This window comes from Streptomyces sp. MS191, assembly GCF_008042125.1.
Lineage (GTDB): Bacteria > Actinomycetota > Actinomycetes > Streptomycetales > Streptomycetaceae > Streptomyces.
Genome location: NZ_RDBI01000054.1, coordinates 154,506 through 179,399, shown reverse-complemented (window position 1 = coordinate 179,399; position 24,894 = coordinate 154,506). Strand labels below are relative to the sequence as shown.

The 24,894-nt window shown below is 72.3% G+C and carries 23 protein-coding genes and 1 pseudogene; 6 read left to right on the top strand and 18 right to left on the bottom strand.

From position 1 onward, the window contains the following. The 3 genes from smc to EAO71_RS23835 all read right to left on the bottom strand — a co-directional run bounded on the left by smc (position 1) and on the right by EAO71_RS23835 (position 4,673). Positions 1-3,594, bottom strand: a complete 3,594-nt coding sequence (smc, locus tag EAO71_RS23845; RefSeq protein ID WP_147979863.1) for a chromosome segregation protein SMC — start codon at positions 3,592-3,594, stop codon at positions 1-3. Positions 3,595-3,782: 188 nt separating this feature from the next. Then, on the bottom strand, positions 3,783-3,998 hold the full coding sequence (locus tag EAO71_RS23840; protein WP_147979862.1) for a hypothetical protein: 216 nt from the start codon (positions 3,996-3,998) through the stop codon (positions 3,783-3,785). Between the two features lie 393 nt (positions 3,999-4,391). After that, entirely contained in the window at positions 4,392-4,673 is a 282-nt protein-coding gene (locus tag EAO71_RS23835) for an acylphosphatase (protein WP_147979861.1), read from the bottom strand. Positions 4,674-4,864: 191 nt separating this feature from the next. Between EAO71_RS23835 and EAO71_RS23830 the strand changes: the two genes are divergently transcribed. Together EAO71_RS23830 and EAO71_RS23825 are read left to right on the top strand one after the other, a co-directional pair. After that, entirely contained in the window at positions 4,865-5,821 is a 957-nt protein-coding gene (locus EAO71_RS23830) for a CAP domain-containing protein (RefSeq protein WP_147979860.1), read from the top strand. Positions 5,822-6,128: 307 nt separating this feature from the next. Beyond that, the gene (locus EAO71_RS23825; RefSeq protein ID WP_261992312.1) at positions 6,129-7,586 is read left to right on the top strand and encodes a hypothetical protein; all 1,458 of its coding nucleotides are present in this window, start codon (positions 6,129-6,131) and stop codon (positions 7,584-7,586) included. 93 nt (positions 7,587-7,679) lie between these two features. Here EAO71_RS23825 and EAO71_RS23820 read toward each other — a convergent pair whose 3' ends face one another. Beyond that, the gene (locus EAO71_RS23820; protein ID WP_147979859.1) at positions 7,680-8,264 is read right to left on the bottom strand and encodes a flavodoxin family protein; all 585 of its coding nucleotides are present in this window, start codon (positions 8,262-8,264) and stop codon (positions 7,680-7,682) included. Between the two features lie 118 nt (positions 8,265-8,382). Here EAO71_RS23820 and EAO71_RS23815 point away from each other — a divergent pair, with 118 nt between their 5' ends. Then, on the top strand, positions 8,383-8,793 hold the full coding sequence (locus EAO71_RS23815) for a winged helix-turn-helix transcriptional regulator (RefSeq protein ID WP_187282800.1): 411 nt from the start codon (positions 8,383-8,385) through the stop codon (positions 8,791-8,793). A 60-nt stretch (positions 8,794-8,853) separates the two neighbouring features. On the opposite strand, the gene mutM is transcribed toward EAO71_RS23815, so the two are convergent. The 9 genes and pseudogenes from mutM to EAO71_RS23770 all read right to left on the bottom strand — a co-directional run bounded on the left by mutM (position 8,854) and on the right by EAO71_RS23770 (position 18,283). After that, positions 8,854-9,714: a bifunctional DNA-formamidopyrimidine glycosylase/DNA-(apurinic or apyrimidinic site) lyase gene (gene mutM / locus EAO71_RS23810; RefSeq protein ID WP_147979857.1), complete on the bottom strand. Its 861-nt coding sequence runs from the start codon at positions 9,712-9,714 to the stop codon at positions 8,854-8,856. Positions 9,715-9,902: 188 nt separating this feature from the next. Continuing rightward, positions 9,903-10,715 carry a ribonuclease III gene (gene rnc / locus EAO71_RS23805; protein ID WP_147979856.1) on the bottom strand — a complete coding sequence of 271 codons (813 nt, stop codon included), beginning with the start codon at positions 10,713-10,715 and terminating at the stop codon, positions 9,903-9,905. A gap of 19 nt (positions 10,716-10,734) precedes the next feature. Next, positions 10,735-10,908 carry a 50S ribosomal protein L32 gene (gene rpmF / locus EAO71_RS23800; RefSeq protein ID WP_030496967.1) on the bottom strand — a complete coding sequence of 58 codons (174 nt, stop codon included), beginning with the start codon at positions 10,906-10,908 and terminating at the stop codon, positions 10,735-10,737. A gap of 2 nt (positions 10,909-10,910) precedes the next feature. Beyond that, a complete protein-coding gene (locus tag EAO71_RS23795; RefSeq protein WP_261992311.1) occupies positions 10,911-11,642 on the bottom strand; it encodes a YceD family protein in 732 nt (243 codons plus the stop codon). A gap of 142 nt (positions 11,643-11,784) precedes the next feature. After that, positions 11,785-12,837, bottom strand: coding sequence for a DivIVA domain-containing protein (locus EAO71_RS23790; protein WP_147979855.1), 1,053 nt, complete (start codon positions 12,835-12,837; stop codon positions 11,785-11,787). Between the two features lie 120 nt (positions 12,838-12,957). Then, positions 12,958-13,449, bottom strand: coding sequence for a pantetheine-phosphate adenylyltransferase (gene coaD / locus EAO71_RS23785; RefSeq protein WP_187282810.1), 492 nt, complete (start codon positions 13,447-13,449; stop codon positions 12,958-12,960). A 26-nt stretch (positions 13,450-13,475) separates the two neighbouring features. Further along, positions 13,476-14,060: a 16S rRNA (guanine(966)-N(2))-methyltransferase RsmD gene (gene rsmD / locus EAO71_RS23780; RefSeq protein WP_147979853.1), complete on the bottom strand. Its 585-nt coding sequence runs from the start codon at positions 14,058-14,060 to the stop codon at positions 13,476-13,478. A 65-nt stretch (positions 14,061-14,125) separates the two neighbouring features. Continuing rightward, positions 14,126-16,446 (bottom strand): annotated as a pseudogene (gene recG / locus EAO71_RS23775) (ATP-dependent DNA helicase RecG). Positions 16,447-16,657: 211 nt separating this feature from the next. Beyond that, positions 16,658-18,283, bottom strand: coding sequence for a DAK2 domain-containing protein (locus EAO71_RS23770; RefSeq protein ID WP_147979852.1), 1,626 nt, complete (start codon positions 18,281-18,283; stop codon positions 16,658-16,660). Between the two features lie 239 nt (positions 18,284-18,522). Between EAO71_RS23770 and rpmB the strand changes: the two genes are divergently transcribed. Further along, entirely contained in the window at positions 18,523-18,708 is a 186-nt protein-coding gene (gene rpmB / locus EAO71_RS23765; RefSeq protein ID WP_003957616.1) for a 50S ribosomal protein L28, read from the top strand. Positions 18,709-18,903: 195 nt separating this feature from the next. On the opposite strand, the gene thiD is transcribed toward rpmB, so the two are convergent. Next, complete coding sequence (thiD, locus tag EAO71_RS23760) at positions 18,904-19,704, bottom strand: bifunctional hydroxymethylpyrimidine kinase/phosphomethylpyrimidine kinase (RefSeq protein WP_147979851.1); 801 nt, start codon at positions 19,702-19,704, stop codon at positions 18,904-18,906. Next, positions 19,701-20,663 (bottom strand): thiamine-phosphate kinase, encoded by a 963-nt coding sequence (locus EAO71_RS23755; protein WP_147979850.1) that lies wholly within the window; start codon positions 20,661-20,663, stop codon positions 19,701-19,703. Before EAO71_RS23755 ends, thiD begins: the two co-directional genes overlap by 4 nt. 239 nt (positions 20,664-20,902) lie before the next feature. On the opposite strand from EAO71_RS23755, the gene EAO71_RS23750 reads away from it, so the two are divergent. Both EAO71_RS23750 and EAO71_RS23745 read left to right on the top strand, forming a co-directional pair. After that, a complete protein-coding gene (locus tag EAO71_RS23750; protein WP_147979849.1) occupies positions 20,903-21,136 on the top strand; it encodes an Lrp/AsnC family transcriptional regulator in 234 nt (77 codons plus the stop codon). A 23-nt stretch (positions 21,137-21,159) separates the two neighbouring features. After that, positions 21,160-21,639 carry a DUF3515 domain-containing protein gene (locus EAO71_RS23745; RefSeq protein WP_147979848.1) on the top strand — a complete coding sequence of 160 codons (480 nt, stop codon included), beginning with the start codon at positions 21,160-21,162 and terminating at the stop codon, positions 21,637-21,639. 103 nt (positions 21,640-21,742) lie between these two features. Here EAO71_RS23745 and EAO71_RS23740 read toward each other — a convergent pair whose 3' ends face one another. From EAO71_RS23740 to EAO71_RS23730, 3 genes are all read right to left on the bottom strand, one after another. Continuing rightward, positions 21,743-22,882, bottom strand: a complete 1,140-nt coding sequence (locus EAO71_RS23740; protein ID WP_147979847.1) for a D-alanine--D-alanine ligase family protein — start codon at positions 22,880-22,882, stop codon at positions 21,743-21,745. Between the two features lie 101 nt (positions 22,883-22,983). Then, a complete protein-coding gene (locus tag EAO71_RS23735; protein ID WP_147979846.1) occupies positions 22,984-23,985 on the bottom strand; it encodes an NAD(P)H-dependent glycerol-3-phosphate dehydrogenase in 1,002 nt (333 codons plus the stop codon). Beyond that, positions 23,982-24,734 carry a lysophospholipid acyltransferase family protein gene (locus EAO71_RS23730; protein ID WP_147979845.1) on the bottom strand — a complete coding sequence of 251 codons (753 nt, stop codon included), beginning with the start codon at positions 24,732-24,734 and terminating at the stop codon, positions 23,982-23,984. Before EAO71_RS23730 ends, EAO71_RS23735 begins: the two co-directional genes overlap by 4 nt. Positions 24,735-24,894: the final 160 nt, after the last annotated feature.

Genomic DNA, 24,894 nt, shown 5'->3' with positions numbered 1-24,894 from the left:
CTAGCGGAGCCGCTGGCTGATGACCTTCGATACCCCGTCGCCCTGCATGGAAACGCCGTACAGCGCGTCGGCGACCTCCATCGTCCGCTTCTGGTGGGTGATCACGATCAGCTGCGAGGACTCCTGGAGTTCCTGCATGATCCGGATCAGCCGCTGGAGGTTGGTGTCGTCGAGCGCCGCCTCGACCTCGTCCATCACGTAGAAGGGGCTGGGGCGCGCCTTGAAGATGGAGACGAGCATGGCCACGGCGGTCAGCGAGCGCTCGCCGCCGGACAGCAGCGACAGCCGCTTGACCTTCTTGCCCGGTGGGCGGGCCTCCACGTCCACGCCGGTGGTCAGCATGTTGTCCGGGTCGGTCAGGATCAGCCGGCCCTCGCCGCCCGGGAAGAGCCGCGAGAAGACCCCCTCGAACTCCCGCGCGGTGTCCCGGAACGCCTCGGTGAAGACCTGCTCGACCCGGATGTCGACCTCCTTCACGACCTGAAGGAGGTCGGCCCGGGTCTTCTTCAGGTCCTCCAGCTGCTCGGAGAGGAACTGGTGACGCTCCTCCAGCGCGGCGAACTCCTCCAGGGCCAGCGGGTTGACCTTGCCGAGCTGCTGGTACGCCCGTTCGGCGGCCTTGAGTCGCTTCTCCTGCTCCGTTCGGACGAACGGGCGGGGCTGGTTGCGCGGATGCTCCGGGTCCTCGGGGAGCTCCTCGCCCTCGGCCGGCGGCGACGGCGGCACGAGCTGGTGGGGACCGTACTCGGAGACCAGCCCGGCCGGCTCGACGCCCAGTTCCTCCAGCGCCTTCGTCTCCAGCTGCTCGATCCGCATCCGCTTCTCGGCGCCGAGCACCTCGCCGCGGTGGACGGAGTCGGTGAGCTTGTCGAGTGCGGCCTTCAGCTCGCGGCCCCGGGTCCGGGCGGTGGTCAGTCCCTGCTCGCGCGCCCCCTTGGCGGCGTCGGCCAGTACGCGCTCCTGCTCGGCGCGGACGAGGGAGACCTCGACGTGGGCGAGCAGCTGGCGGGCGCCCGCGGCGACGGCCGTGGCGACCTCGGCCTCGTGGCGCAGCCGGGCCCGGCGCTGCTCGGCCCGTGCGCGCGCCTCTCGTTCGGCGCGGGCCCCCCGGTCGAGGGAGTCGGCCCGGCCGGCCAGGCCCTTGACCCGTTCCTCGTGGGTGCGGAGCTGGAGGCGCGCCTCCATCTCGGTCTGCCGGGCGTTGGCGCCGTCGGCGGCGAGCCGGTCCCGCACGGACGTGTCGGGCTCCTCCTCGGCCGGGGTCTCCTCCGCGACGAGCAGGCGTTCGGCGAGTTCCTCGGCCTCGACCACGGCGCGTTCCAGGGCTTCCTGGGCCCGGGCGGCCGCGGCCGCGGTCCGCTCCGCCTCGCCGGCGGCTCCGCGGGCCTGCCCGGCGAGCCGGCCGAGCTGCTGGGCCACGGCGGACTTCTCGCGGTCGGCGGCGCGGCGGATCTCGGCCAGCTCGTCGACCAGCGCGGCGGCGGCGGCCCGGCGGCGGCCGGCGTCCTCCTGGGCGGCGGCCAGCTCGGCGCAGCGCACGGCGAGCCCCTCCAGTTCGGCGGCGGCCTCGTCGACGGAGGCCTGCACCTCCAGGAGGCTGGGCGCACCGGCCGAGCCGCCCTGGGCGAAGTGCGCCCCGAGCAGGTCTCCCTCGGCGGTGACCGCGGTGAGGTGGGGCGAGGCCCGGACGAGCTCCTCGGCCTCCTCCAGCGTGTCGACGACGACGATCCCGTCGAGCAGCCGGCCCACGGCGCCCATGAGTTCCTCGGGCCCGCGGACGAAGGCGAGGGCCGGCCGCGGCCCGGCGGCCTGCTCCGCCGCGGCGGCGGGGTGCGGGCCGGAGTCGTCGGGGCCGCCGGGTCGGTGCGGCGCCGGGTCGCCGGCCAGGAGGATCGCCGCGCGGCCCGCGTCCTGCTTGCGCAGCAGGCGCAGTGCCTCGGCCGCCGAGGCGGGACCGGAGACGGCGATCGCGTCCGCGGCCGCCCCCAGGGCGGCGGCGAGGGGGATCTCGTGGCCGGGGGTGACCGTGAGGAGCTCAGCCGCCGGGCCGAGCAGGCCGTCCAGCGTGTCGCGGGCGTTCAGCAGCGCGCCGGTGCCGTCCTTGCGCCGCAGTCCCAGGGCCAGTGCCTCGTGGCGGGCGTGGGTCGCGGCTCGGCGGCGCTCGGCGAGGGTGGCCGCCTCCCGGGCCTCCGTCGCCGCGGACTCCGCGGCGGCGAGGTCCCGGCGGGCCTCCTCGTACCGCTCCCCGCGGGCGCTGTCGTCCGCGTCGAGCCCGTCGACCTCCGCCTTGAGCTGCTCGTACTCCTCCTGGGCGAGGACCGCGCGTTCCTGGGCCTCGTCGCGCGCGGAGGCCAGCCGGTCGATCTCGGCCTGGGCCGAGGCGGCGCGGGAGCGGGCCGCGTTGACCTGGCCGTGCAGCCGGGCGAGGCCCTCGCGCCGGTCGGCGATGGCACGGGCCACGTCCTTGAGGCGGCGCTCCTCCACCGTCAGTTCGCGCTCCAGTTCGGCGCGGTGGGCGACGGTGTCCTCCAGCGCCCGCTCGGCCGCTTCCAGGGCGGCCTCCAACTCGGCCTCCTGTTCGCGGATCCGCGCGGCCTCGCGTTCCATGTCCTCCGGATCGCGGCCCCGCCGCTCCTCCGCGGGCTGCGCCGTGGCGCTCTTCACCCGCGCGTCGGCGAGCGAGATCGTGCCGCGCACCCGTTCGGCGAGCTGGGAGAGTTCGTACCAGGTCTGCTGGGCGCGCTGGAGCCGCGGGGCGAGCCGGCGGACCTCGTCCTCCAGGTCGGCCTCGTTCGCGAGGGCGGCCCGCAGCTGCGACTCGGTGCTCTCCTTGCGGGCGAGGAGCGCGGCCTCGTCGGCGACCTCGGCCTTCAGTGCCTCCTGGAGGCGTACGAGATCGTCGGAGAGCAGCCGCAGGCGCGCGTCGCGCAGGTCGGCCTGGATGACGGCGGCCCGGCGGGCGACCGCCGCCTGCCGGCCGAGCGGCTTCAGCTGGCGGCGCAGTTCGTCCGTGAGGTCCTGCACGCGGGCGAGGTTGGCCTGCATCGCGTCGAGCTTCCGCAGCGCCTTCTCCTTGCGCTTGCGGTGCTTGAGCACGCCGGCGGCCTCCTCGATGAAGGCGCGGCGGCCCATCGGATCGGCGTGCAGGACGGAGTCGAGCTGGCCCTGTCCCACGATGACGTGCATCTCGCGGCCGATGCCGGAGTCGGAGAGCAGGTCCTGGATGTCCAGCAGCCGGCAGGTGTCGCCGTTGATCTGGTACTCGCTGCTGCCGCCCCGGAACATGATCCGGGTGATGGTGACCTCGGCGTAGTCGATGGGCAGCGCGCCGTCGGAGTTGTCGATGGTCAGGGAGACCTCGGCGCGACCGAGCGGCGGCCGCCCGGTCGTGCCGGCGAAGATGACGTCCTCCATCTTGCCGCCGCGCAGCGACTTGGCGCCCTGCTCGCCCATGACCCAGGACAGCGCGTCCACGACATTGGACTTGCCGGATCCGTTCGGCCCCACGACGCACGTGATTCCGGGTTCGAACCGCAGCGTGGTCGCGGAGGCGAACGACTTGAAACCGCGAAGGGTGAGGGCCTTGAGGTGCACGCCCCCGGACTCTACCGGGGAGTGCGCGTTTCACCCATGAACGTGCAGGGCAGACCCTCCTTCAAAGGAGGGGTGGGGCATGGGGGACGCCAGTGAGCGAAGAAGGAAGGGACGCCGTAGCGCCCCTTGCATATCTGGCTGTGCCAGCGTGAGTGTTTCTCACCTGGCCCCGGCACGGGGCTGAACGATCAGGTGAGTGCAGGCTCCGCCTGGGGAACGTCGAGGTCGATGCTGTCGAGCAGCGACTCTCCGTGCTGTGCGGCGGCAGCGTTGAGCGCGTCGTTCTCGTCCTGAATGCGTACGAGCTCGGACTCGAGGTCCTGGACGCGCTGCTGAAGCCGTCGCATCTCGGCGAGGAGTCGCGGGTCGGAGCCGCCGACGTAACCGAGAAGCGCCTTTGCCATGATGGATGGTCCTCCACACTGAGTGACCGACCGAAGTGGTGTGGGTCGTGAGGGATTCGCACCCGCGGTGCTCGGCAGCACAGGTTGTCGTGCCGATTCCTACTGCCAAACAGCTAAGGTGCGCGGGGATTCCAGAGTCTCACCAAAAAGTTTGACGGTCAACACGATCACACCCCGTATCAAGGGGCGACCGGGGGGCCTGCGGCCGCGGATACCGCGACGGCGCCTCGCAACTCGGTGCCTCAGGGGCGTGGAGATCATCCTTACCCGCGCAGCCTTCCACGGCAAGCCCCTCTCCGCAACCACCAGGTCATTCCCCCTCCAGGGGGCCTTCTTCGAACGTACGCCCGGCGGCCGTGCGGGTCACCGGGCGGCGTCGTGTCGACATGATCATCAGCGGATCGCGAAGCCGTCGTAGCCGCCGCGCGGAGTGCCCCATATCTCAGTGACTCCGTCCACGCGTCCGGGCGTGTCACCCGAGCGCAGCCACTCCAGCAGGCGGTGGCAATTCTCACTCGGCCCCTCGGCCACGACCTGGACCCGGCCGTCGTCGAGGTTGAGCGCGAAGCCGACGAGGCCCCCGATCTCCAGAGCATTTGCCCTGGTGAACCAACGGAAGCCCACTCCCTGTACCCGGCCGCGCACCCACGCGGTGCACCGAACGTCTTCAGTCATGACCGTACGTTAGCGGGCGAATTCCCTGCACATCACACCGCCCCGGCCCTGTCATCGCGTACAGTCCCCACGCAGCGAGAGTCACCCGGACGGGTGTGCTCCACATGACACGAACTGGCGATTGCAAAGATCGGCAACTCGCAAAGCACGGCTCAGCACAGAGCACTCAGGTCGTCAGGAAGGCAGAGCAGATGGGACGCCATCGTCGCTCCGGCGCCGCGCCCGCCGCAGAAGGATATGCGGACGGCTCGGACAGCCGGCACCCGGGTACCGGGCGCAGGAGGCCGGTTCGCACCGGGCTCCTCGGCGCCTCCGCTGCCGTCGCGGTGGGCGCGGCGGTCGCCGTCGCCGCGGGTCTGCTGCCCGGCGGGAGCAGTGACACCGTCGGCAGCGTCAGCGCGGAGGCCCGGAAGACGGAGTCCCGGCAGGCCCCGGAACTGCTGACGCAGCAGGGTGGCGCCTCGGCGACCCCCTCGATCGAGTCGAAGCGCCCCACCACCGGCACCGGCACCGGCAAGACGGCCTCGCCGTCCGCGAAGCCGAAGCCGAAGCCGGCCCCTTCCAAGACCACCGCCGCCCCCGCGCCGAAGAAGACGGCGGCTCCGAAGCCGAAGCCGAAGCCGGCCGCTCCGAAGACCACCGCGGCCCCGGCGCCCGAGAAGCCGGTGGCCAAGCCGTCGCGTACGGCGACGCCGAAGCCGGCCCCCACGGCCCACAAGCCGGTCGAGCGACCGAAGGCCCCGGCCCCCACCGCCGCCCCGGCCGGCCGTGACACCGCCGCGGCGACCGAGGTGGTCCGGCTGGTCAACCAGCAGCGGGCCCTGGTGGGCTGCACCCCGGTGACCGCCGACTCCGGGCTCTCGGCTCTGGCCGACGCCTTCAGCCGGGACATGGCCGCCCGCGGCTTCTTCGACCACACGGACCCGGACGGCGCCACCCCGTGGGTCCGCGCCCAGAAGGCCGGCATCGCGAACATGGGCGGCGAGAACATAGCGCGCGGCCAGGTGGACGCGGCGGCGGTGATGCAGTCCTGGATGGCCAGCGACGGTCACCGCGCGAACATCCTGAACTGCGACTTCAAGACGATCGGCGTCGGCGTGCACTTCGCGGACGGCGGTCCGTGGTGGACGCAGGACTTCGGCTACTGAGACTCCCGCAGGTCGGAGTCCCGCCTCGTGGTGTGGGCCGTCCCGAAGCCGTGACCGGCTCGGGGCGGCCCACTCTGCTTCCACGGCGGCCCGCCCGCCGGCGCCGCGACGGAGCGCGGCTTCCGCACGCGCCCGGGCGCGGCTCCCAGCCCGGTTCCGGGGCGGCGGCCGCCGCCCTCGACCCGGGGTTCACCCGAGCGAGCGCACCCGGTGGCACCGGCGTCACTCACGGTATCTCCTGAAGAGGGCGCACTGTCAGCGCGACCGTCCCCGCCTCTGCCAGACAACCCGACGCAGGGAGCATGCCATGCCGAGCGGCCAGCCCGATCCGGCTTCCGATCCGACGGGCGACAACAGCCCGCAGCAGGGCCGGCCCGACGGCGAAGCGCCTGGGGCCGGCCGTCCACCGCACGCCGCGTCCGAGCCCCGGGGCACCGCGGGCGACCGCTCCGAGATCGAGGAGTTGCGGCAGCGGCTCGCCGCACTCGAGGCATCGAAACCACCGCCCCGGGCCCGTCACCACCGCCTTCGCACGTCCGGCTCGGTCGTGCTGATCGTCCTCTCCTCCGTGCTGGCGCTGCTCGCGGTCGTCGCGGTGTGGACCGACTCGATCGTCGGTGACACCGACCGGTACGTCGCCACGGTCGCCCCGCTGGCGAGCGACCCCGATGTCCAGGCCGCGGTCACCAGCCGGGTCACGTCGGAGGTGCTGGCGCAGATCGACGTGAAGGCCGTGGTGGACCAGCTCTCCCAGGCCGCCACCGAGCAGGGTGCGCCGCCCCGGCTCGGCAAGCTCATCGGAGACCTGACCGGGCCGATCACCAGCGGCCTCACCCAGCTGGTCAGCAGCACCGTGAACAAGGTGGTGACCAGCGACCAGTTCGCGACCCTGTGGGTCGACGCCAACCGGGCCGTGCACTCCACGCTCGACAAGGCGCTGACGGGCAAGGGCGGCGGCGCGGTGTCGCTGCAGAACAACCAGGTCGCCATCGACATCGGGCCGTTCGTCGCCAAGGTGAAGGACGAGCTGGTGAGCTCCGGCTTCACACCGGCGGCAAAGATCCCCGAGGTGCACACCAACTTCGTGGTGTTCGCCTCGAAGGACGTCGGCAAGGTCAAGACCTGGTTCCGGCTCCTGCAGATCATGGGCACCTGGCTGCCGATCATCGCCGTACTGGTCGCCGCCGCCGGCGTGTTCACCGCCGTCAACCGGCGGCGCGGCCTGATCGGCGCGGCGCTCGGGGTGGCCGTCGCCATGCTCTTCCTGGGCGTCGTGCTGACGGTCTTCAGGTCCTTCTACCTGGACCACCTGCCGCCCGGAGCGTCCCAGGCCGCCGCCGGCTCGATCTACGACACCCTGATCCGCTTCCTGCGCGCGGCCATCCGCGCCGTGGGTGTCACCGCACTGGTGACGGCCGTCGGCGCCTTCCTGATCGGCCCGTCGAGGGTCGCCGTTTCGATCCGCACCGCCTGCAGGTCGGCGATCGGCGCGCTTCGGGACGCCTCGACGGCACACGGGCTGCGCCTCGGGCCGGTCGGCCGCTTCGTCAACCGGTACAAGCGCTGGATCGGGGCCGGGATTCTCGCCATCGCGGCCGTCGTCCTCGCGACGTGGAGCTACCCGACCGCGGCGGTCGTGGTGTGGATCGTCGTCGTGGTCCTGGTCGGCTTCGCCATCCGCGAGTTCCTCGACACGGGGCCGGCGACCTCCGCCACGACGGCGGCCGGCGCCGGCGGCACGGGCGCCCCGCCCCCCGGTGACTGATCCGGCGGGAGGTCGCGAGACCGGCCGAAGGACGACGGAGGGCCCCGTTCACCGATCGGTGAACGGGGCCCTCCGTCGTCCCGCCGTGGCGCGTCAGTGCGCGGCGCGGCCGGCCGCGAAGGTGCGGGCGGTCTCGGCGACGCGGCGGCCGAGGTGCTCGGCGGTGGCCAGGTCCGCCTTGTGGACGGCCTCCGGCCCCTGGTCGTTGTTGGACTGGGCGGCGGCGCCGGCGAAGAAGCCGAGACGGTTGATGTCGTTCTCGGACGCCTCGCTGGAGTTCCAGCCCGGCTTCAGGCCGAGGTTGACCCAGTGCATGCCGTGCTGACCGGCCAGGATCTGGAAGAACTGCAGGGTGTGCAGCTTGTCGCCGCTCTTGGACGCGGAGTTGGTGAAGCCCGCGGCCAGCTTGTCCAGCCAGGCGTCGGAGAACCAGCGCTTGGAGCTCTCCTCCGCGAAGGCGTGGAACGCGCCGGACGCGGTGCCCATGTAGGTCGGGGAGCCGAAGACGATCGCGTCGGAGGAGTCGAGCAGCTCCCACTGGGCGTCGGTGATCTCGTCGACCTTGACCAGGTGGACGGTGGCGCCGGTGTCGGCGGCCCCGGCACGGACGGCCTCTGCGAGGACGGCGGTGTGGCCGTAGCCGGAGTGGTACGCGATGGAGACGACAGGGGTGGTCACAGGAAAGCTCCTCATCGGCAGGGAATGCACCAGAAGTAGAGCACTAACTATTCGGAAGCGCAACCTACCAGTTAGCGCAGCCCCTGAGTCAGCGCTGTGCCGGAGTATGGTGGAGTGCATGACTGACGACCTCGCGACGGAGTGCCCGGCCGGTGACCTCGGGTTCGACGTGTTCGCGCGGGCCTGCCCGTCGCGCGGCACCCTGGAACACGTGACCGGGCGCTGGGGCAGCCTCACGCTCGGGGCGCTGTACGACGGCGGCTTCCGGTTCAACGAGCTGCGCCGCAGGGTCGACGGCGTCAGCGAGAAGATGCTGTCGCAGACGCTGCACGCGCTGGAGCGGGACGGTCTCGTCCATCGCGAGGCCCAGCCGACGAACCCGCCGCGGGTGGACTACACCCTCACCCCGCTGGGCCGGGAGATCGCCGAGCGGCTGCTGGGCCTGATCCAGCTGGTCGAGGGCCGGATGCCGGAGGTCCTGTCGGCGCGCCGGACCTACGACGAGGAACGCGCCCCCGTCACGTCCTGACCCCCGTCCCGGCGGCCATGAGCGGGCACGGAGGGGCCGTGACCCGTCCGGCGCCCCGCGTCAGAGCGACGGACGCGGCGGGCGCTGGCAGCGCGGGCAGAAGTAGCTGGACCGGTTCATCCAGGGGCGCCGACGTATCGGGGTACCGCATCGGCGGCACGGTTCGTCCTCGCGCCCGTAGGCGTCCAGGGAGCGGTCGAAGTAGCCGGACTCGCCGTTCACGTTGACGTAGAGGCTGTCGAAACTGGTCCCGCCGGCGGCGAGGGCCGCGTTCATCACGTCCCGTACGTGGCCGAGCAGTTCGGCGGAGCGGGGGCGGGTGAGGGTGGCCGTGAGGCGGTCGTAGTGCAGTCGGCTGCGCCACAACGCCTCGTCGGCGTAGATGTTCCCGACCCCGCTGATCAGCGACTGGTCGAGCAGCGCCCGCTTGACGGTCGTGCGGCGCAGGCGCAGCGCGGTCTGGAAGGCGGCGTCGTCGAACTCCGGGTCGAGGGGGTCGCGCGCGATGTGCGCGATGACGTCCGGCAGCCCGTCGGGGGTGTTGTCGTGCAGGGAGAGACCGCCGAAGGTGCGCTGGTCGACGAAGCGGAGCTCGGTGCCGAGGCCGTCCTGGAAGCGCACCCGGACGCGCAGGTGCTTCTCGTCCGGCGCGGTCTCCGGCTGCACCAGCAGCTGGCCGCTCATGCCGAGATGGCCGAGGACGGAGCTGTCCGAGTCCGCGAGGGGGATCCAGAGGTACTTGCCACGCCGGCGGGCGGCCCCGAACCGGTGTCCCTTCAGCCGGGCGGCGAAGTCCGCGCCACCCGCCGGATGCCGTCGCACGGCCCGCGGGTGGAGCACCTCGACCTCGCCCACGGTCCGCCCGTCGACCCAGCGCTCCAGCCCGCGCCGTACGACCTCGACCTCGGGCAACTCGGGCACGGGACTCCTCCGCTGGGGTACGGGAACGCTGCCGAAAGCCTATCGCCCGCGGGGTGCCGGGCGGGCCCGGTACGGCGGCCGCCCGGGAGCGACGGGGCGCGGCGGGGGCGGCCGGTGGGCGGCAACACAACCGCCCGCCCCCCGGAACGGGGGACGGGCGGGATGCGTGTGCGAAGGGAGCGTGCGCGTCAGGCCGACMGGAGGTCGGCGGCGGTCGGCGCCCCGCCGTTCTCCTCCTGCGGGCCGGTCTCGCCGGCCTCGGCCGCGGCCTTGGCCGCCGCCGCGCGCTCGTCCGCGGCCGCGCGGATCGCGCGCCACGCGGACTCGGCGGCCTGCTGCTCCGCCTCCTTCTTGCTGCGGCCGGTGCCGGTGCCGTACGAGACACCACCGACGCGGGCGGCAGCAGTGAAGGTCTTCTCGTGGTCCGGTCCCTCTTCGGAGACGAGGTACTCGGGCACACCCAGACCCTCGGCCGCGGTGAGCTCCTGGAGGCTGGTCTTCCAGTCCAGGCCGGCACCGAGGTTCGAGGACTTCTCGATGAGCGGGTCGAAGAGCCGGTGCACCAGCTCGGACGCCGCATCGAGGCCCTGGTCGAGATAGACCGCGCCGATCACCGCTTCCAGGGTGTCGGCGAGGATGGACGCCTTGTCCCGCCCGCCCGTGCCCTCTTCGCCCCGGCCGAGCCGGATGAAGAGGCCGAGTTCGAGGCCGCGGCCGACCTCCGCCAGCGCACGCGAGTTGACCACCGCGYCCCGCAGTTTGGCCAGCTGGCCCTCGGGCAGGTCGGGGTGGGTGCGGTACAGCGTGTCCGTGACCACCAGGCCGAGCACGGAGTCCCCGAGGAACTCGAGACGCTCGTTGGTGGGCAGACCGCCGTTCTCGTACGCGTACGAGCGATGCGTCAGCGCACGCACCAGAAGGGCGGACTCGAGCTGATACCCGAGCCGCCCTTCCAGAAGCGTGTGGGACGAGGCAGTGTCCGTCTTGTTGGACTCAGACATTGCGCCTCTCACCAGCCACTCAGACCGAGAGGACCTGGCGCTTGTTGTAGGTGCCGCAGCTCGGGCACGCGATGTGCTGCTGCTTCGGCTCCTGGCAACGCTCACACGAAACCAGGGTGGGGACCGCAGCCTTCCACTGCGACCGGCGGTGGCGCGTGTTGCTGCGCGACATCTTCCGCTTCGGAACAGCCACGGCTACTTCTCCTGCTTCTCGGCGGCGCTCTGAACGTCGTCAGATGCAGTGCCGCTCATGTTGTCCTTCTCATCGGTTCCCAGCGAACCGGCGAGATCCTGCAGTGCCGCCCAACGAATGTCGACGGCGTCATGGTGGTGGTCCGGGTGGTCGTTCAGGTTGGTTCCGCAGTCGGAACACAGCCCCGCACAGTCCTCCCGGCACACCGGCTGCATCGGCAGTGCGAGCACCACCGCATCACGCAGCAAGGGTTCGAGGTCGAACATGCCGTCCTCGAGGGGGATCATGTCCTCGTCGGCCTCGGCTTCGTCGTCCGCGGCCGCCTTGGAGCGGCCCCGGTCGTCGGAGTCGGGGTACGAGAACATCTCCTGGAAGTCCACGTCGAGATCGATCTCGACGGGCTCCAGACACCTTACGCACTCCCCCTCGGCCGATGCACGGGCGGTGCCTGTGACGAGCACCCCTTCCATGACCGACTCGAGACGGAGGTCGATCTCCACGGGCGCGCCCTCCGGCACACCGACGACTCCTTCGACACCGAGGTGCTGGGGAGCCGCAACCGAACGCGAGAGCCGCTGAAGGGCACCAGGACGCCGCCCCAGCTCGTGTGTGTCGAACACGAGGGGGTTGCGGTGGTCGAGGCGCGTGCTCAGGGTTCTTCCTGCTTTCGGATCGTCGAGGGGGCTGCCACGTCCACCGGGTGGGGCGAAGCGGGCAGCAAGGATCGCGGGCATACGCGCGACCGAAGAGCCAGGATACTGGACGCTTCGCCCAGGACCCAATCCGGGCCCGGCGGACCTAGGGCTTGCTGCGAAAGCAGCGCCGTCCGCCCGGAGGTCGGGCCCCGCGGGGCAGGCGGGACTTTCGCCGCACGCCCTAGTGGCCCTGCTCGTAGCGGCGCAGCTGCTCCAGGTCGATCATGCTCGTGTCGAAGAAGCTGGTCTCGTCGAGCGCGGCCTGCTGCTGCGGCATCTGCTGCTGCACCTGCTGCTGGTACGCGTACGGGTCCTGCTGCTGCGGCTGCTGGTACGCGTACGGGTCCTGGGCCTGGTAGGCGTAGGGGTCCTGGCCGACGCCGTACTCGGCCCCCGCGTAGGTGACACCGGCCGCGTACGCGTCCTGCGGCTGCTGGGGGTAGCCGTACGGGTCGGGCTGCTGCGCCGGGATCTGCGGGGCGGCCGGCTGCTGGGCCGGCTCGGGGTCGGCCAGTTCCGCGAGGCCGGCCAGGTAGTCCGCGTCGCTGGTGTGGACCGTGCCGCCCGCCGCGTCCTGGGCGGCCATGTGGGCGCCGAGGTCGTCGGTGGCGATCCGCCCGTGCAGCTTCTGCCGGCCGCGGCCGACCGCCTCCAGGGTCTTGCTGAGCACGGCCTCGAAGGCGCCGAGCTTGGCGTCGACGTACTCGTCGGCCCGCTGGATCAGGGTCTGCGGGTCGGCGCTGTACTCGGGGGCGTCCTCGTCCGCGTACCCCTGCTCGTCGAGGCCCGGGCCGCGGCCGAGGAGCTTCTCGCGGCCCCGGTCGACGGATCCGATGGTCTTGTTGAGGACGACCTCGAAGTTGGCGAGCTTGGAGTCGACGTAGTCGTCGGCCTCGGCGCGGATCTCCTCGGCCTCGCGGCGGGCCTCGCCGAGGATCCGGTCCGCCTCGTCCTGGGACTGGCGGGCGACCTGGGTGTCGGAGATCAGCGACCCGCGTTCGGCGTGGGCGACCTCGATGATCCGCTCGGCCTCGCGGCGGGCCTGCTCGACCATCTGCTCGCGACCGCCGAGGAGCTCCTGGGCCTGCGCCAGCGAGCCCGGCAGGGCCTCCCGCACCTCTTCGAGCGCGGCGAGCAGCTCGGCGCGGTTGACCACGCAGGACGCCGACATGGGCATGGAGCGGGCGTTGGTGATCGTCGCAACGATCTCGTCGAGCTTCTTCTGCACGTCCACCGGGTGCTCGCCACTCTCTACAGCTGGATGGAGACGGACGGGACGACTGTAAGGGCAGTCGGCGCCCGCCCGACACCAGGTGACCGTGAGTGACGGACCGTCAACGTCCGTCGCTCGCGGTCACGTAGAGGAGCGCTGCTCCGCGAGGCGCGCGGTGAGCCGGCCGAGGACGGCGGGCGGCACCAGGTGGGAGACGTCGCCGCCCCACGCGGCGACCTCCTTGACCAGGGAGGACGACAGGAAGCTGTAGGTGGGGTTCGTCGGCACGAACAGCGTCTCGACGCCCGAGAGGCCGTTGTTCATCTGGGCCATCTGCAGCTCGTAGTCGAAGTCGCTGACCGCGCGCAGCCCCTTGACGATGGCGGGGATGTCGCGCTGCTTGCAGAAGTCGACGAGGAGGCCGTGGAAGGCCTCGACCTCGACGTTGCCGAAGTCGGCGGTGACCTCGCGGATCAGCTCGATCCGCTCGTCGACCGTGAACAGTCCCTTCTTGGACTGGTTGATCATCACCGCGACATGTACGACGTCGTACAGCTTGGAGGCGCGGGCGATGATGTCGAGATGTCCGTTGGTGATGGGGTCGAATGACCCCGGACAGACGGCGCGGCGCAACTTGGGTCCCTCGCTCTCCGGTCCGGTCATCGTGCGTCTTCGCACGTAGAGGCGGCGCGACCGTACCAAAACGTTCCCTCGCCGTAGCGACGGGCCCGCAGTGGTTCGAAACCGGCCGGCCAACCGAATTCCCCGCCTCGGGTGCTGCGCTCCACGGTGACGAGGGCATCGTCTCCGATCCAGTCCCCGGAGCGGAGTGTGAGGAGGATCTCTCGAAGATCGTCGTCCGAGACGGCGTACGGCGGGTCGAGGAAGACCAGGTCGTAGGGGGTGGCGGGAGCCGGCCCCGTGACGATCTGCTCCGCCTTGCCGGTGCGGACCTCGGCGCCGGGCAGGCCGAGCGCCCGGACGTTCTCGCGGACGGTCTTCGCGGCGCGGGAGTCGGCCTCGACGAGGAGCGCGTGGGCCGCGCCGCGGGAGAGGGCCTCCAGGCCGACGGCGCCGGAGCCCGCGTAGAGGTCGGCGATCCGGGTCCCGTCGAGGGTGCCGAGGAGCGCTTCCCAGGTGGAGAAGAGGCCTTCGCGTGCCCGGTCGGAAGTGGGGCGGGTGCCGTTGCCCGGCGGTACGGCCAGTCGGCGTCCGCCGGCGGTGCCGGCGATCACGCGGGTCATCTGAGGTCCTCGTCCTTCGCTGAGATCGGTATCTCCACGATATGGCCGGGGGCGCGTCCGTGAGGTCACCCCTTCTCCAGGAACTCCTCCCGCTCCTTGTCCAGGAGGGCGTCCAGGGCGGTCCGCAGGGCCGGGTGGTCCTCCAGCTCCGGGTCGGCGCGGACGACGGCGGTGGCCTCCTCGCGGGCGGCGGCGATGACCTCCTCGTCGTCGATGACGGTGAGCATCCGCAGGGAGGACCGGACGCCGGACTGGGCCTGTCCGAGGACGTCGCCCTCGCGGCGCTGTTCGAGGTCGATCCGGGAGAGCTCGAAGCCGTCGAGGGTGGAGGCGACGGCTTCGAGCCGCCGGCGGGCGGGTGCGGCCTCGGGCATCTCGGAGACGAGCAGGCAGAGCCCGGGGGCGGAGCCGCGGCCGACGCGGCCGCGGAGCTGGTGGAGCTGGGAGACGCCGAAGCGGTCGGCGTCCATGATGACCATGGCGGTGGCGTTGGGGACGTTGACGCCGACCTCGATGACGGTGGTGGCGACCAGGACGTCGACGTCGCCCGCGGCGAAGCGGCGCATCACGTCGTCCTTGTCGTCCGGGTGCATCCGGCCGTGCAGGATCTCGACCCGCAGCCCGGCCAGCGGACCGGTACCGAGCTGCGCGGCCACGTCCAGGACGGCGAGCGGGGGGCGCTTCTCGGCGTCGTCCTCGGGCGCGGCCTTCTTCTTCGCGCCCTTGGCCGCCTTGCCGCCCTTGCCGTTCTCGTCCTCGCCGTCGCCGATCCGGGGGCAGACCACGTAGGCCTGGTGGCCGTTCTCCACCTCCTCGCGCACCCGTTCCCAGGCGCGGGTGAGGAAGTGGGGCTTGTCGGCGGCGGGCACGACGTGGCTGGCGATGGGGGAACGCCCGGCCGGGAGCTGGTCGAGGACCGAGGTCTCCAGGTCGCCGAAGACGGTCATGGCGACGGTCCGCGGGATGGGGGTGGCCGTCATGACGAGGAGGTGCGGGGTGCGCTTCTCGCCCCGGGTGTGGCCCTTGCCGCGCAGGGCGTCGCGCTGTTCCACGCCGAAGCGGTGCTGCTCGTCGACGACGACCAGGCCCAGGTCGTGGAACTGGACCTTGTCCTCGATCAGCGCGTGGGTGCCGATGACGATCCCGGCCTCGCCGGTGACCAGGTCGAGCAGGGCCTGGCGGCGGGCGGCGGCTCCCATGGAGCCGGTGAGCAGGACGACCTTGGTGGCGTGCTCGGAGCCGCCGAGCATGCCGCCCTCGGCGAGCTCGCCCATCATCTCGGTGACGGAGCGGTGGTGCTGCTGGGCGAGGACCTCGGTGGGCGCCAGCATGGCGGCCTGTCCGCCGGCGTCGACGACGGCGAGCATGGCGCGCAGGGCGACCATCGTCTTGCCGGATCCGACCTCGCCCTGGAGGAGGCGGTGCATGGGGTGTTCGGTGGCGAGGTCGTCGAAGATCTCCTTCGTCACGCGCCGCTGGCCGTCGGTGAGGGTGAAGGGCAGCTTGGCGTCGAAGGCGTCGAGGAGGCCGTCGGGGGCGGGTCGGCGGGCGACGGCGGGCAGTTGGGTGTCCGCGTAGCGGCGGCGGGCGAGCGCCACCTGGAGGACGAAGGCCTCGTCCCACTTGAGCCGGTCGCGGGCCTRCGCGATGTCCGCCTTGGTGTGCGGGCGGTGGACCTTCCGGAGGGCGTCGGGGAGGTCGGTGAGGCCGCGGCCCTCGCGCAGGGCGGTCGGCAGCGGGTCGACGAGTCCGGCCCAGCCGGTGGCCTCCATGGAGTCCAGGGCGATGGAGACGGACTGCTCGATCGTCCAGGACTCCAGCTGCTTGACGGCCGGGTAGATCGGCAGCAGTTCGCTCGCGAAGGCCTTGACCGTCTCGTCGCTGGTGTCGGCGTCGAGGAGCTTGTACTCGGGGTGGGAGAGCTGGAGCTTGCGGTTGAAGAGGCCGACCTTGCCGGCGAACATCCCGCGCCGCCCGGGCAGCAGCTCCTTCTGGTGGAAGAAGACCGCGCGGCCGAAGAAGACCAGCTGCATCCGGCCGCTGCCGTCGGTGATGGTCACCTCCAGCCGCTGGCCCGTGCCCAGAAGACCAGCTGCATCCGGCCGCTGCCGTCGGTGATGGTCACCTCCAGCCGCTGGCCCGTGCCCCGTCCGCCCTTGTTGAAGGTGAGCACGCGGGCGTCGGCGACCTGGGCGACCACCGTGACGTGCTCGTCCAGGGGCAGTTCGCCGAGCGCGGTCAGCTCCCCGCGCTCGGCGTAGCGCCGGGGGTAGTGGTGGAGCAGGTCCCCGACCGTGTGCAGGTCGAGGTGCTCGGCCATCACCTTCGCGGTGGCGGCGCCGAGCAGCTTCTTCAGTGGTTCGTCGAGCGCGGGCACGGGCTCCATTGCACACCACGGGACCGACAACCGTCCCGCAGGCCGGGAAGATCACGGGCGGGGTGTCTCCTGGACGGGGCCGGATCCCGCCCGCCCCGTCCGCCGATCGGCCGGGAGCCCGCCGGGATGGGCGAGCTCGGCGCGACGCCCCCGGGGCCGGCCGTGGGCGGGGGGTACCGCCTGGCGGCCGGGCGGTCCCCGCGTCCCGTGCGGCCGGCCGCTACTCGACGCCGATCAGGAGCGGCGGGGCTCCGGCGCCCGCCTGGTAGGTCGTCGTGTCGACGGCCAGGTAGGTCTCGCGCACGTGGCGTTCGAGGGCGGCCGCCAGGGACGGGGGCGTGCCGTCGGCCACGATGAGGGTGACGAGTTCGCCTCCCGCCGAGAGCATCCGGTCCAGGACGGTCCGGGCGGTGGTGGTCAGGTCGTGGCCGATCACCGCCACGTCGCCCTCGATCAGGCCGAGGACGTCGCCTGCCTGGCAGACGCCGGCCGAGGTGAAGGACTGCCGTTCGGCGACGGCGAGTTCCGCGTACCGGGTCGCGCCGGCCGCCGCCGTCATCGCGACCACGTCCTCGTCGAAGCGCCGGTCCGGTTCGTGGACGGCGAGGGCCGCGATGCCCTGGACGGCCGCGCGGGTCGGGATCAGGGCGACCCGGATGCCCTCCGCGCGGGCCTGTTCGGCGGCGGCACCCGCGGTGTGCCGCAGGTCGGTGTCGTTGGGCAGCAGGACCACCTCGCGCGCGTGGGCCCGCCGGATCGCCTCGACCAGGTCGCCGCTGACCGGCGGCCGTCCCGGCCTGGCGAGCAGAGTCGTCGCCCCGGCGGCCTCGCACAGTCCCGCGAGCCCCTCCCCCGGCAGGACGGCGACCACGGCCCGCTGGGCGCGCTCGGGCGCCTCGGCGGTGCCGGGGAAGTGGGTGATGCGGATCCGGTACGGCCGGCCCGCCTCCACGCCCGCCTCGACGGCGGCTCCCGCGTCGTCGGTGTGGACGTGCACGTTCCACAGTCCGTCGCCGCCCACGACGACGAGGGACTCCCCCAGCGCGTCGAGGCGGGACCGGAGCCGTTCGACGGCGGGGTCGGGGGCCTCCAGGAGGTAGAGGACCTCGAAGGCCGGGCCGTCCCCCGTCGCGCAGTCCTCGGCCGCGAGCGGCCGGTGCGGCGGTGCGGTGACGGGGCGGATCTGGACCTCTCCCGAGACGGCCTCGACCAGCGCTCCGAGGACCGTCACCAGTCCCCGCCCGCCGGCGTCCACGACCCCGGCGCGCTCCAGCACGGCGAGCTGTCCCGGGGTGGCCGCCAGCGCGGCCCGGGCCCCGTCGTACGCCCGGCGGGCCACCGTGACCAGGTCCCCGCCGGCCGCGCAGGCGCCGGCGGCGGCGCTCGCCACGCTGAGGATGGTGCCCTCGACGGGGTGGGCCACGGCCTGCCGGGCCGCCTCGGCCGCGGCGGCGAGCGCGCGGGCCAGGTGATCACCGTCACGTCCGTCGGCGAGCACGGGGGTCATCCCGCGCAGCAACTGGGAGAGGATCGTGCCGGAGTTGCCCCGGGCGCCGATCAGGGCGCCGTGCGCCATGGCCCGGACGGCCGCGGCGGGGTCGGGCCCCACCGCCTCGCCGTCGGCGGACGTGCCGGAGGTGCCCGCGGGGTCCGCCGCGAAGACCTCCTCGACCGCCTGCACGGCGGATTCGAGGGTCAGATAGAGGTTGGTCCCGGTGTCCCCGTCGGCGATCGGGTAGACGTTGATCGCGTCGATCTCCTCGCGTTCCCGGCCGAGCGCGTGCAGCGCCCGTACGCACCAGGATCGGACCGCTGCGGCGTCGAGGGTCTGCGCGGTCTGCGGCAACGGGTGATCCTCCTGCTAGGGGCCTCAGGGGCTGAGCTCACCGCAGGGTAGACCCGCTCGTGACCTGGGACGGGGGCGGGGGCCGCGGTGGCCGTGGTAGTTTCGTTCCACGGGAGCAGTCGTTGTATGCTGCTTCGGTTGCCCGATGAAAGTCGGGCCATTCCCCCGGCAAGCCACTTCAGAACTCTGATTCCGGTGCGCCGGATTTCACTGTAAATCTGAAGTCTTTGGAGTGACCCGTGGCTGCCAACTGCGACGTCTGCGGCAAGGGGCCGGGCTTCGGCAACAACATTTCGCACTCGCACCGCCGTACGTCTCGTCGCTGGAACCCGAACATCCAGCGTGTGCGTGCCGTGGTCGGTCGGACGCCGAAGCGGCTCAACGTCTGCACCTCGTGCATCAAGGCCGGCAAGGTCTCGCGCTAAGTGATGCTCCCCGCGCAAGTGGGGAAGATCCCGCCGACGTTTTGTCGTAGCGCAGCCCCTGCGGTTGCCTTGAAAGGCCGGTTCACCTCGGTGAGCCGGCCTTTTGCCATGCCCGGAAACGCCTGAGGGCCGTCGAGGTCCCGCCCGGGACCTCGGGGCCGCCCCGCCTTCCCCGCCGGGCTCACGGGACAGCCCTCAGCCGCGTGTGAGCCAGGCGTGGTCGACGGGGCCGATGCCGGTCCCCAGACGGAAACCGGCGGCGATGGCGCCGGTGACGTACTCCTTGGCCTCGTGCACCGCCGCCGGCACCGTCAGGCCCTTGGCCAGTCCGGCGGCCACGGCCGAGGCGAGCGTGCAGCCCGTCCCGTGGGTGTGGCGGTTGTCGAGGCGCGGTGCGCGCAGCCAGTGTTCCTCGCCGCCGTCCGTGAGCAGGTCCACGGCACCCGACCCGGCGGGCAGGTGGCCGCCCTTGACGAGGGCCCAGCGCGGTCCGAAGGCCAGGATCGCCTCGGCGGCCCGCCGCATGCCGCTCTCGTCCTCGACCCGTACCCCGGTGAGCTGCGCCACTTCGTCCAGGTTCGGCGTGGCGACCGTCGCGCGCGGCAGCAGGCGTGTGCGGACGGAGTCGAGCGCGGAGGCGGCGAGGAGGGCGTCCCCGTGCTTGGAGACGCCGACCGGGTCGACGACCACGGGGGCGTCCGTCCCGGCGAGCAGGTCGGCGACGGTCTCCACCAGGACGGTGGAGGCCAGCATGCCGGTCTTCACCGCCTGGACGCCGATGTCGTCGACCACGGCCCGGTACTGGGCCCGCACGGCCTCCTCGGGCAGTTCCCAGGCGCCCTGGACGCCCCGCGAGTTCTGAGCGGTGACGGCCGTGATCACGCTCATGCCGTGGACGCCGAGGGCGAGCATGGTCTTCAGGTCGGCCTGGATGCCCGCGCCGCCGCCGGAGTCGGATCCGGCGACGGTCAGCACCCGGGGCGGCGCGGTGGTCACTCGGTGGCCCCGAAGTGGTCCCAGCCGCCCTTGCTGTGCCAGGGGGCGCCGTCCACGGTGACCTGGGGCAGCGCGGAGGGGTTGAGGACCTCGCCGATGACCTTCCAGCGGGCGGGCAGCTTCACGTCGGGCGGGAAGGTGGCCACGATGGCGTGGTCCTCTCCCCCGGTGAGCACCCACTGCAGCGGGTCCACGCCGACGGCCTGGCCGATGTCGTTCATCTGGGTGGGAATGTCGATGAGGCCGGAGCGCAGGTCGATGCGGACCTTGCTGGCCTCGGCGATGTGGCCGAGGTCGGCGATGAGGCCGTCGCTGACGTCGCACATCGCGGTGGCGCCGAGCCCGGCGGCGGCGGGACCCGCGTGGTACGGCGGCTCGGGCCGGCGGTGGGCCTCGACGAAGGCGCGCGGGGAGCGGAAGCCTCGGGAGAGGACGGCGTATCCGGCGGCGGACCAGCCGAGCCAGCCGGTGTAGGCGACGACGTCGCCGGGCTGGGCTCCGCCCCGGGTCACGGGGTCGTGGTTGCGCAGGTCGCCGAGGGCCGTGATGGCGACGGTGATCGTGTCGCCGCGGACGACGTCGCCGCCGACGACGGCCGCGCCGGCCACCTGGCACTCGTCCCGCAGACCGTCCATGAGCTCGGTGGGCCAGGTGACCGGGAGCTCGGCGGGGACGACCAGGCCGAGGAGCAGGGCGGTGGGGACGGCGCCCATGGCCGCGATGTCCGCGAGGTTCTGCGCCGCCGCCTTGCGGCCGACGTCGTAGGCCGTCGACCAGTCACGGCGGAAGTGACGTCCTTCCAGCAGGATGTCCGTGCTGGCCACCACGCGCCGGTCGGGTGCGGAGACGACCGCGGCGTCGTCGCCGGGACCGATCCGTACCGCCGGGGTGGAGGTGAGCCGGGAGGTGAGCTCCTTGATGAGCCCGAACTCCCCCAACTCGCCGACTGTGCCCTTCACCGCGTCTCACCTCGTGTCGTCGTGCCGGACGTGCGTGCCCCGCTCCGCGGGTCGCGAGCCGCCACCGCGCCGGATACCGTCAAGTAGACCGTCAACTTCTGTCGTGCGTACGCCACACCGTGGGCGCCCCCGAGCGCGGAGGTCTCCCCGCGGCCCGCGGCGACGCGGTACCGTGGCGAACCTTTCTGCAGGTTCATTCATCTCCCCCCAATGATCCTCGTGGCCGCCCTGGAGGTTCCGTGGTACAGGCGTACATCCTCATTCAGACCGAGGTGGGCAAGGCGTCGACCGTCGCCGAGACCATCTCCAAGATCCCGGGGGTGATCCAGGCCGAAGACGTGACGGGGCCGTACGACGTGATCGTCCGGGCCCAGTCCGACACGGTCGACGACCTCGGCCGCATGGTGGTCGCCAAGGTCCAGCAAGTGGAGGGCATCACGCGTACCCTCACCTGCCCGGTCGTCCATCTGTAGCCCCCGTCTACCCTTGGCCGGTGATGTCCTCTCACCGGCCCTTCCGCCTGCCCTTCGCCGCCGCAGCGGCCGCGTTGCTGCTGGGCGCCGCGGGCTGCTCCTCCACGGACGCGAAGGCGTCGGTCCCGGTTCCCAGCCCTCCGGCGGAGGAAGCCGCCTTCTGCCGGGCGCTGGCGAAGGTGCTTCCCGACACCGTGGCGGGGCTGGAACGGAACGATCCGGAGCCTGACTCCGAGCTGACCGCCGGGTGGGGGGACGCGGCGATCGTACTGCGCTGCGGCGTCCCCCGGCCCGAAAAGATGAACGATCCCCAGGCGCACGCCGTCGAGGCCGACGGCGTGAACTGGCTGCTGGAGGAACGGCAGGGCGACGGCCCCCGGTTCACCACCACGTACCGCAAGGCCTACGTCGAGGTGACGCTGGACGCGCGGTACGCGCACGACGTCGGCCCGCTGGTGGATCTCGCGGGTCCCGTCGCCGGGGCGGTGCCCCCCAGCCTGTGATCCCCCCGCGCCGCGAGGCGTGGTGCGGGCCGGGGACGGCGGCTCGGGCCGCCGTCCCCGGGCACGGCTCCGGCGTTCCGCTTCGGGTCCGCCCGGGTACCGACTAGCGCAGGCCGGTGGAGCGGGTCAGCGCGGCCTGGATGAGGCGGTCGACCAGCTCGGGGTAGCTCACGCCGCTCTCCTGCCACATGCGCGGGTACATCGAGATCGGGGTGAAGCCGGGCATGGTGTTGATCTCGTTGATCACGAACTCGCCCTCGTCGGTGAGGAAGAAGTCCGCGCGCACCAGCCCTTCGCACGACACGGCCTCGTAGGCGGCGACCGCGAGGCGCTGGACCTCGGCGGTGGCCTCGTCCCCGATCGGTGCCGGGACGATCCCGGAGGCCGAGTCGATGTACTTGGCCTCGAAGTCGTAGAAGTCGTGGTCCGTGACGGGAGGGATCTCGGCCGGCACGCTGGCGCGCGGGCCGTCCTCGAACTCCAGGACGCCGCACTCGATCTCGCGTCCGCGCAGCAGCGACTCGACGAGGATCTTGGGGTCGTGGCGGCGGGCCTCCTCGATGGCCTCGTCCAGGCCGGAGAGTTCGTCGACCTTGGTGATGCCCATCGAGGAGCCGCCGCGGGCGGGCTTCACGAAGAGCGGCCAGCCGTGGGTCGCGGCGAACTCCACGATCCGCTTGCGGGCGGCGGCCGGGTTCTGGTCCCACTCGCGGGGCCGGACGACCTCGTAGGGGCCGACGGGCAGGCCGAAGGAGGTGAAGACCCGCTTCATGTACTCCTTGTCCTGGCCGACGGCGGAGGCGAGGACGCCCGCACCGACGTAGGGGACTCCGGAGAGCTCCAGGAGGCCCTGGAGGGTGCCGTCCTCGCCGTAGGGGCCGTGGAGCATCGGGAAGACCACGTCGACCTCGCCCAGCGCCTTGGGCACGGCGCCGGGCTCCGTGTAGACGACCTCGCGGTTGGCCGGGTCGACGGAGAGGACGACGCCGCCCTGCTCGGACTCGGTGAGGTCGGCGACGCTCGGCAGGGAGCGGTCGGCGATGGCCATCCGCTCGGGGGCGTCGGCGGTCAGCGCCCAGCGGCCGTCGGTGGTGATACCGATGGGCAGCACGTCGTACTTGGTCCGGTCGATGGCGCGCAGGACGGCGCCGGCCGTGACGACGGAGATGGCGTGCTCGGAGCTGCGTCCGCCGAAGACGACGGCCACGCGCGGCTTGCGGGGGCTCTGGGTGTTCTCGCTCATATCGCGATGAGCGTACCCTGCGTCTCCGGCGGGCCCGAGGGCCTGGTCCGCCGCGCGCGGGTCGTGTCCCGGAAGGTTCCGGTCCGCCGGTTCGGGCCTGGTCAGCGGCGCTCGGACTTGGCGCTGCGCGACATCAGTTCCTTGAGGGCGACGATGGGCGGCTTGCCCTCGTGGACGATGGAGACGACCGTCTCGGTGATCGGCATGTCGACCCCGTGGCGGCGGGCCAGATCGAGCACGGACTCGCAGGACTTGACGCCCTCGGCGGTCTGCTTGGTCGCGGCGATGGTCTCCTGCAGCGTCATGCCGCGGCCCAGGTTGGTGCCGAAGGTGTGGTTCCGGGACAGCGGCGAGGAGCAGGTGGCGACCAGGTCGCCGAGGCCCGCGAGGCCGGAGAAGGTGAGCGGGTCGGCGCCCATGGCGAGTCCGAGACGGGTGGTCTCGGCGAGGCCGCGGGTGATGAGGGTGGCCTTCGAGTTGTCGCCGAGGCCCATCCCGTCGGCGATGCCGACGGCGAGCCCGATGACGTTCTTGACCGCTCCGCCCAGTTCGCAGCCGACGACGTCGGTGTTGGTGTAGGGGCGGAAGTAGGGGGTCATGCAGGCGCTCTGGAGGCGCTGGGCCACGCTCTCGTCGCTGCACGCGACGACGGCGGCGGCGGGCTGGCGGGCCGCGATCTCCTTGGCCAGGTTGGGTCCGGTGAGGACGGCGACACGGTCGGAGGGGACCTTCGCGACCTCCTCGACGACCTCGCTCATGCGCTTGGCGGTACCGAGTTCGACGCCCTTCATCAGGGAGACGAGGACGGTGCCGGGGGCCAGCAGGGGCGCCCACTCGGTGAGGTTGCGGCGCAGGGTCTGCGAGGGGACGACGAGGACGGTGAAGTCGGCGTCGCGGGCGGCCTCGGCGGGGTCGGTGGTGGCCCGGACGTTCTCCGGGAGGACGACGCCGGGCAGGTAGTCCGGGTTGGTGCGGGTGGCGTTGACCGCCTCGGCGAGTTCGGGCCGGCGGCCCCACAGGGTCACCTCGCAGCCGGCGTCGGCGAGCACCATCCCGAAGGCGGTCCCCCACGATCCCGTGCCGAAGACTGCTGCCTTGGTCACTTCGTCCCTTCCCCTGCGGCCTTGCGCCGCTGTTCCATCCGGGCCTTGCGGTGGTCGTACGGCTCGCCGGGCGCCTTCTCCCCGCGGACGTCCTCCAAGAGCGCGGTGATCGCGGCCATGATGACCTCGGTGGCCTCGCGCAGCACCTCGGGCGTCGCCTCCAGGTCGTAGAACCGGGAGAGGTCGACGGGCGGGCCGGCCTGCACGATCAGCGTCTTGCGCGGGAACAGGCGGAGCTTGTCCTCCTTGGCGTACGGCGGCATCGCGAGGTTGGCGCCCCACTGGGCGACCGGGATGACCGGGGCCCGGGTGAGCAGCGCGACGCGGGCGGCGCCGGTCTTGCCGGCCATGGGCCACATCTCGGGGTCGCGGGTGAGGGTGCCCTCGGGGTAGAAGGCGACGCACTCGCCGCGCTCGATGGCGTCGACGGCGGCCCGGAAGGCGTCCAGGGCGTTGGTGGTCTCGCGGTAGACCGGGATCTGCCCCGTGCCGCGCAGCATCGTGCCGACGAACGAGCCCTTGAAGAGTGCGGCCTTGGCGAGGAAGCGCGGGACCCGGCCGGTGTTGTACTGGTAATGCGCGTACGACAGCGGGTCCAGGTACGAGTTGTGGTTGACGGCGGTGATGAATCCGCCGTCCGCCGGAATGTGTTCCGTTCCGCGCCAGTCCCGCTTGAAGAGAACCACCAGCGGCGGTTTAGCGATGACCGCCGCCAGGCGGTACCAGAAGCCGATTCTGCGGCGGGACACTCGGACACCTTCCTCTGGGACTGGGTTTGCAGGGGGTCAAGTGTCGCCCCATGCCCCTGGTCTGTCGAGGACACGGTACGCCTCGGGTTCCCGGTCCCGCCGGGCACCGGGCCCGCCGCCCGTCGGCCGGCCGTGCCGGGCCCCGGGTCACAATGGCCCC

Excerpts from the sequence above, each read along its gene's own strand:
- EAO71_RS23840 (WP_147979862.1), bottom strand. The coding sequence starts at position 3,998 with ATGGCAAAGGCGCTTCTCGGTTACGTCGGCGGCTCCGACCCGCGACTC.
- EAO71_RS23835 (WP_147979861.1), bottom strand. The coding sequence starts at position 4,673 with ATGACTGAAGACGTTCGGTGCACCGCGTGGGTGCGCGGCCGGGTACAG.
- EAO71_RS23830 (WP_147979860.1), top strand. The coding sequence starts at position 4,865 with ATGGGACGCCATCGTCGCTCCGGCGCCGCGCCCGCCGCAGAAGGATAT.
- EAO71_RS23825 (WP_261992312.1), top strand. The coding sequence starts at position 6,129 with ATGCCGAGCGGCCAGCCCGATCCGGCTTCCGATCCGACGGGCGACAAC.
- EAO71_RS23815 (WP_187282800.1), top strand. The coding sequence starts at position 8,383 with ATGACTGACGACCTCGCGACGGAGTGCCCGGCCGGTGACCTCGGGTTC.
- EAO71_RS23795 (WP_261992311.1), bottom strand. The coding sequence starts at position 11,642 with ATGCCCGCGATCCTTGCTGCCCGCTTCGCCCCACCCGGTGGACGTGGC.
- rsmD (WP_147979853.1), bottom strand. The coding sequence starts at position 14,060 with ATGACCCGCGTGATCGCCGGCACCGCCGGCGGACGCCGACTGGCCGTA.
- EAO71_RS23745 (WP_147979848.1), top strand. The coding sequence starts at position 21,160 with ATGTCCTCTCACCGGCCCTTCCGCCTGCCCTTCGCCGCCGCAGCGGCC.
- EAO71_RS23740 (WP_147979847.1), bottom strand. The coding sequence starts at position 22,882 with ATGAGCGAGAACACCCAGAGCCCCCGCAAGCCGCGCGTGGCCGTCGTC.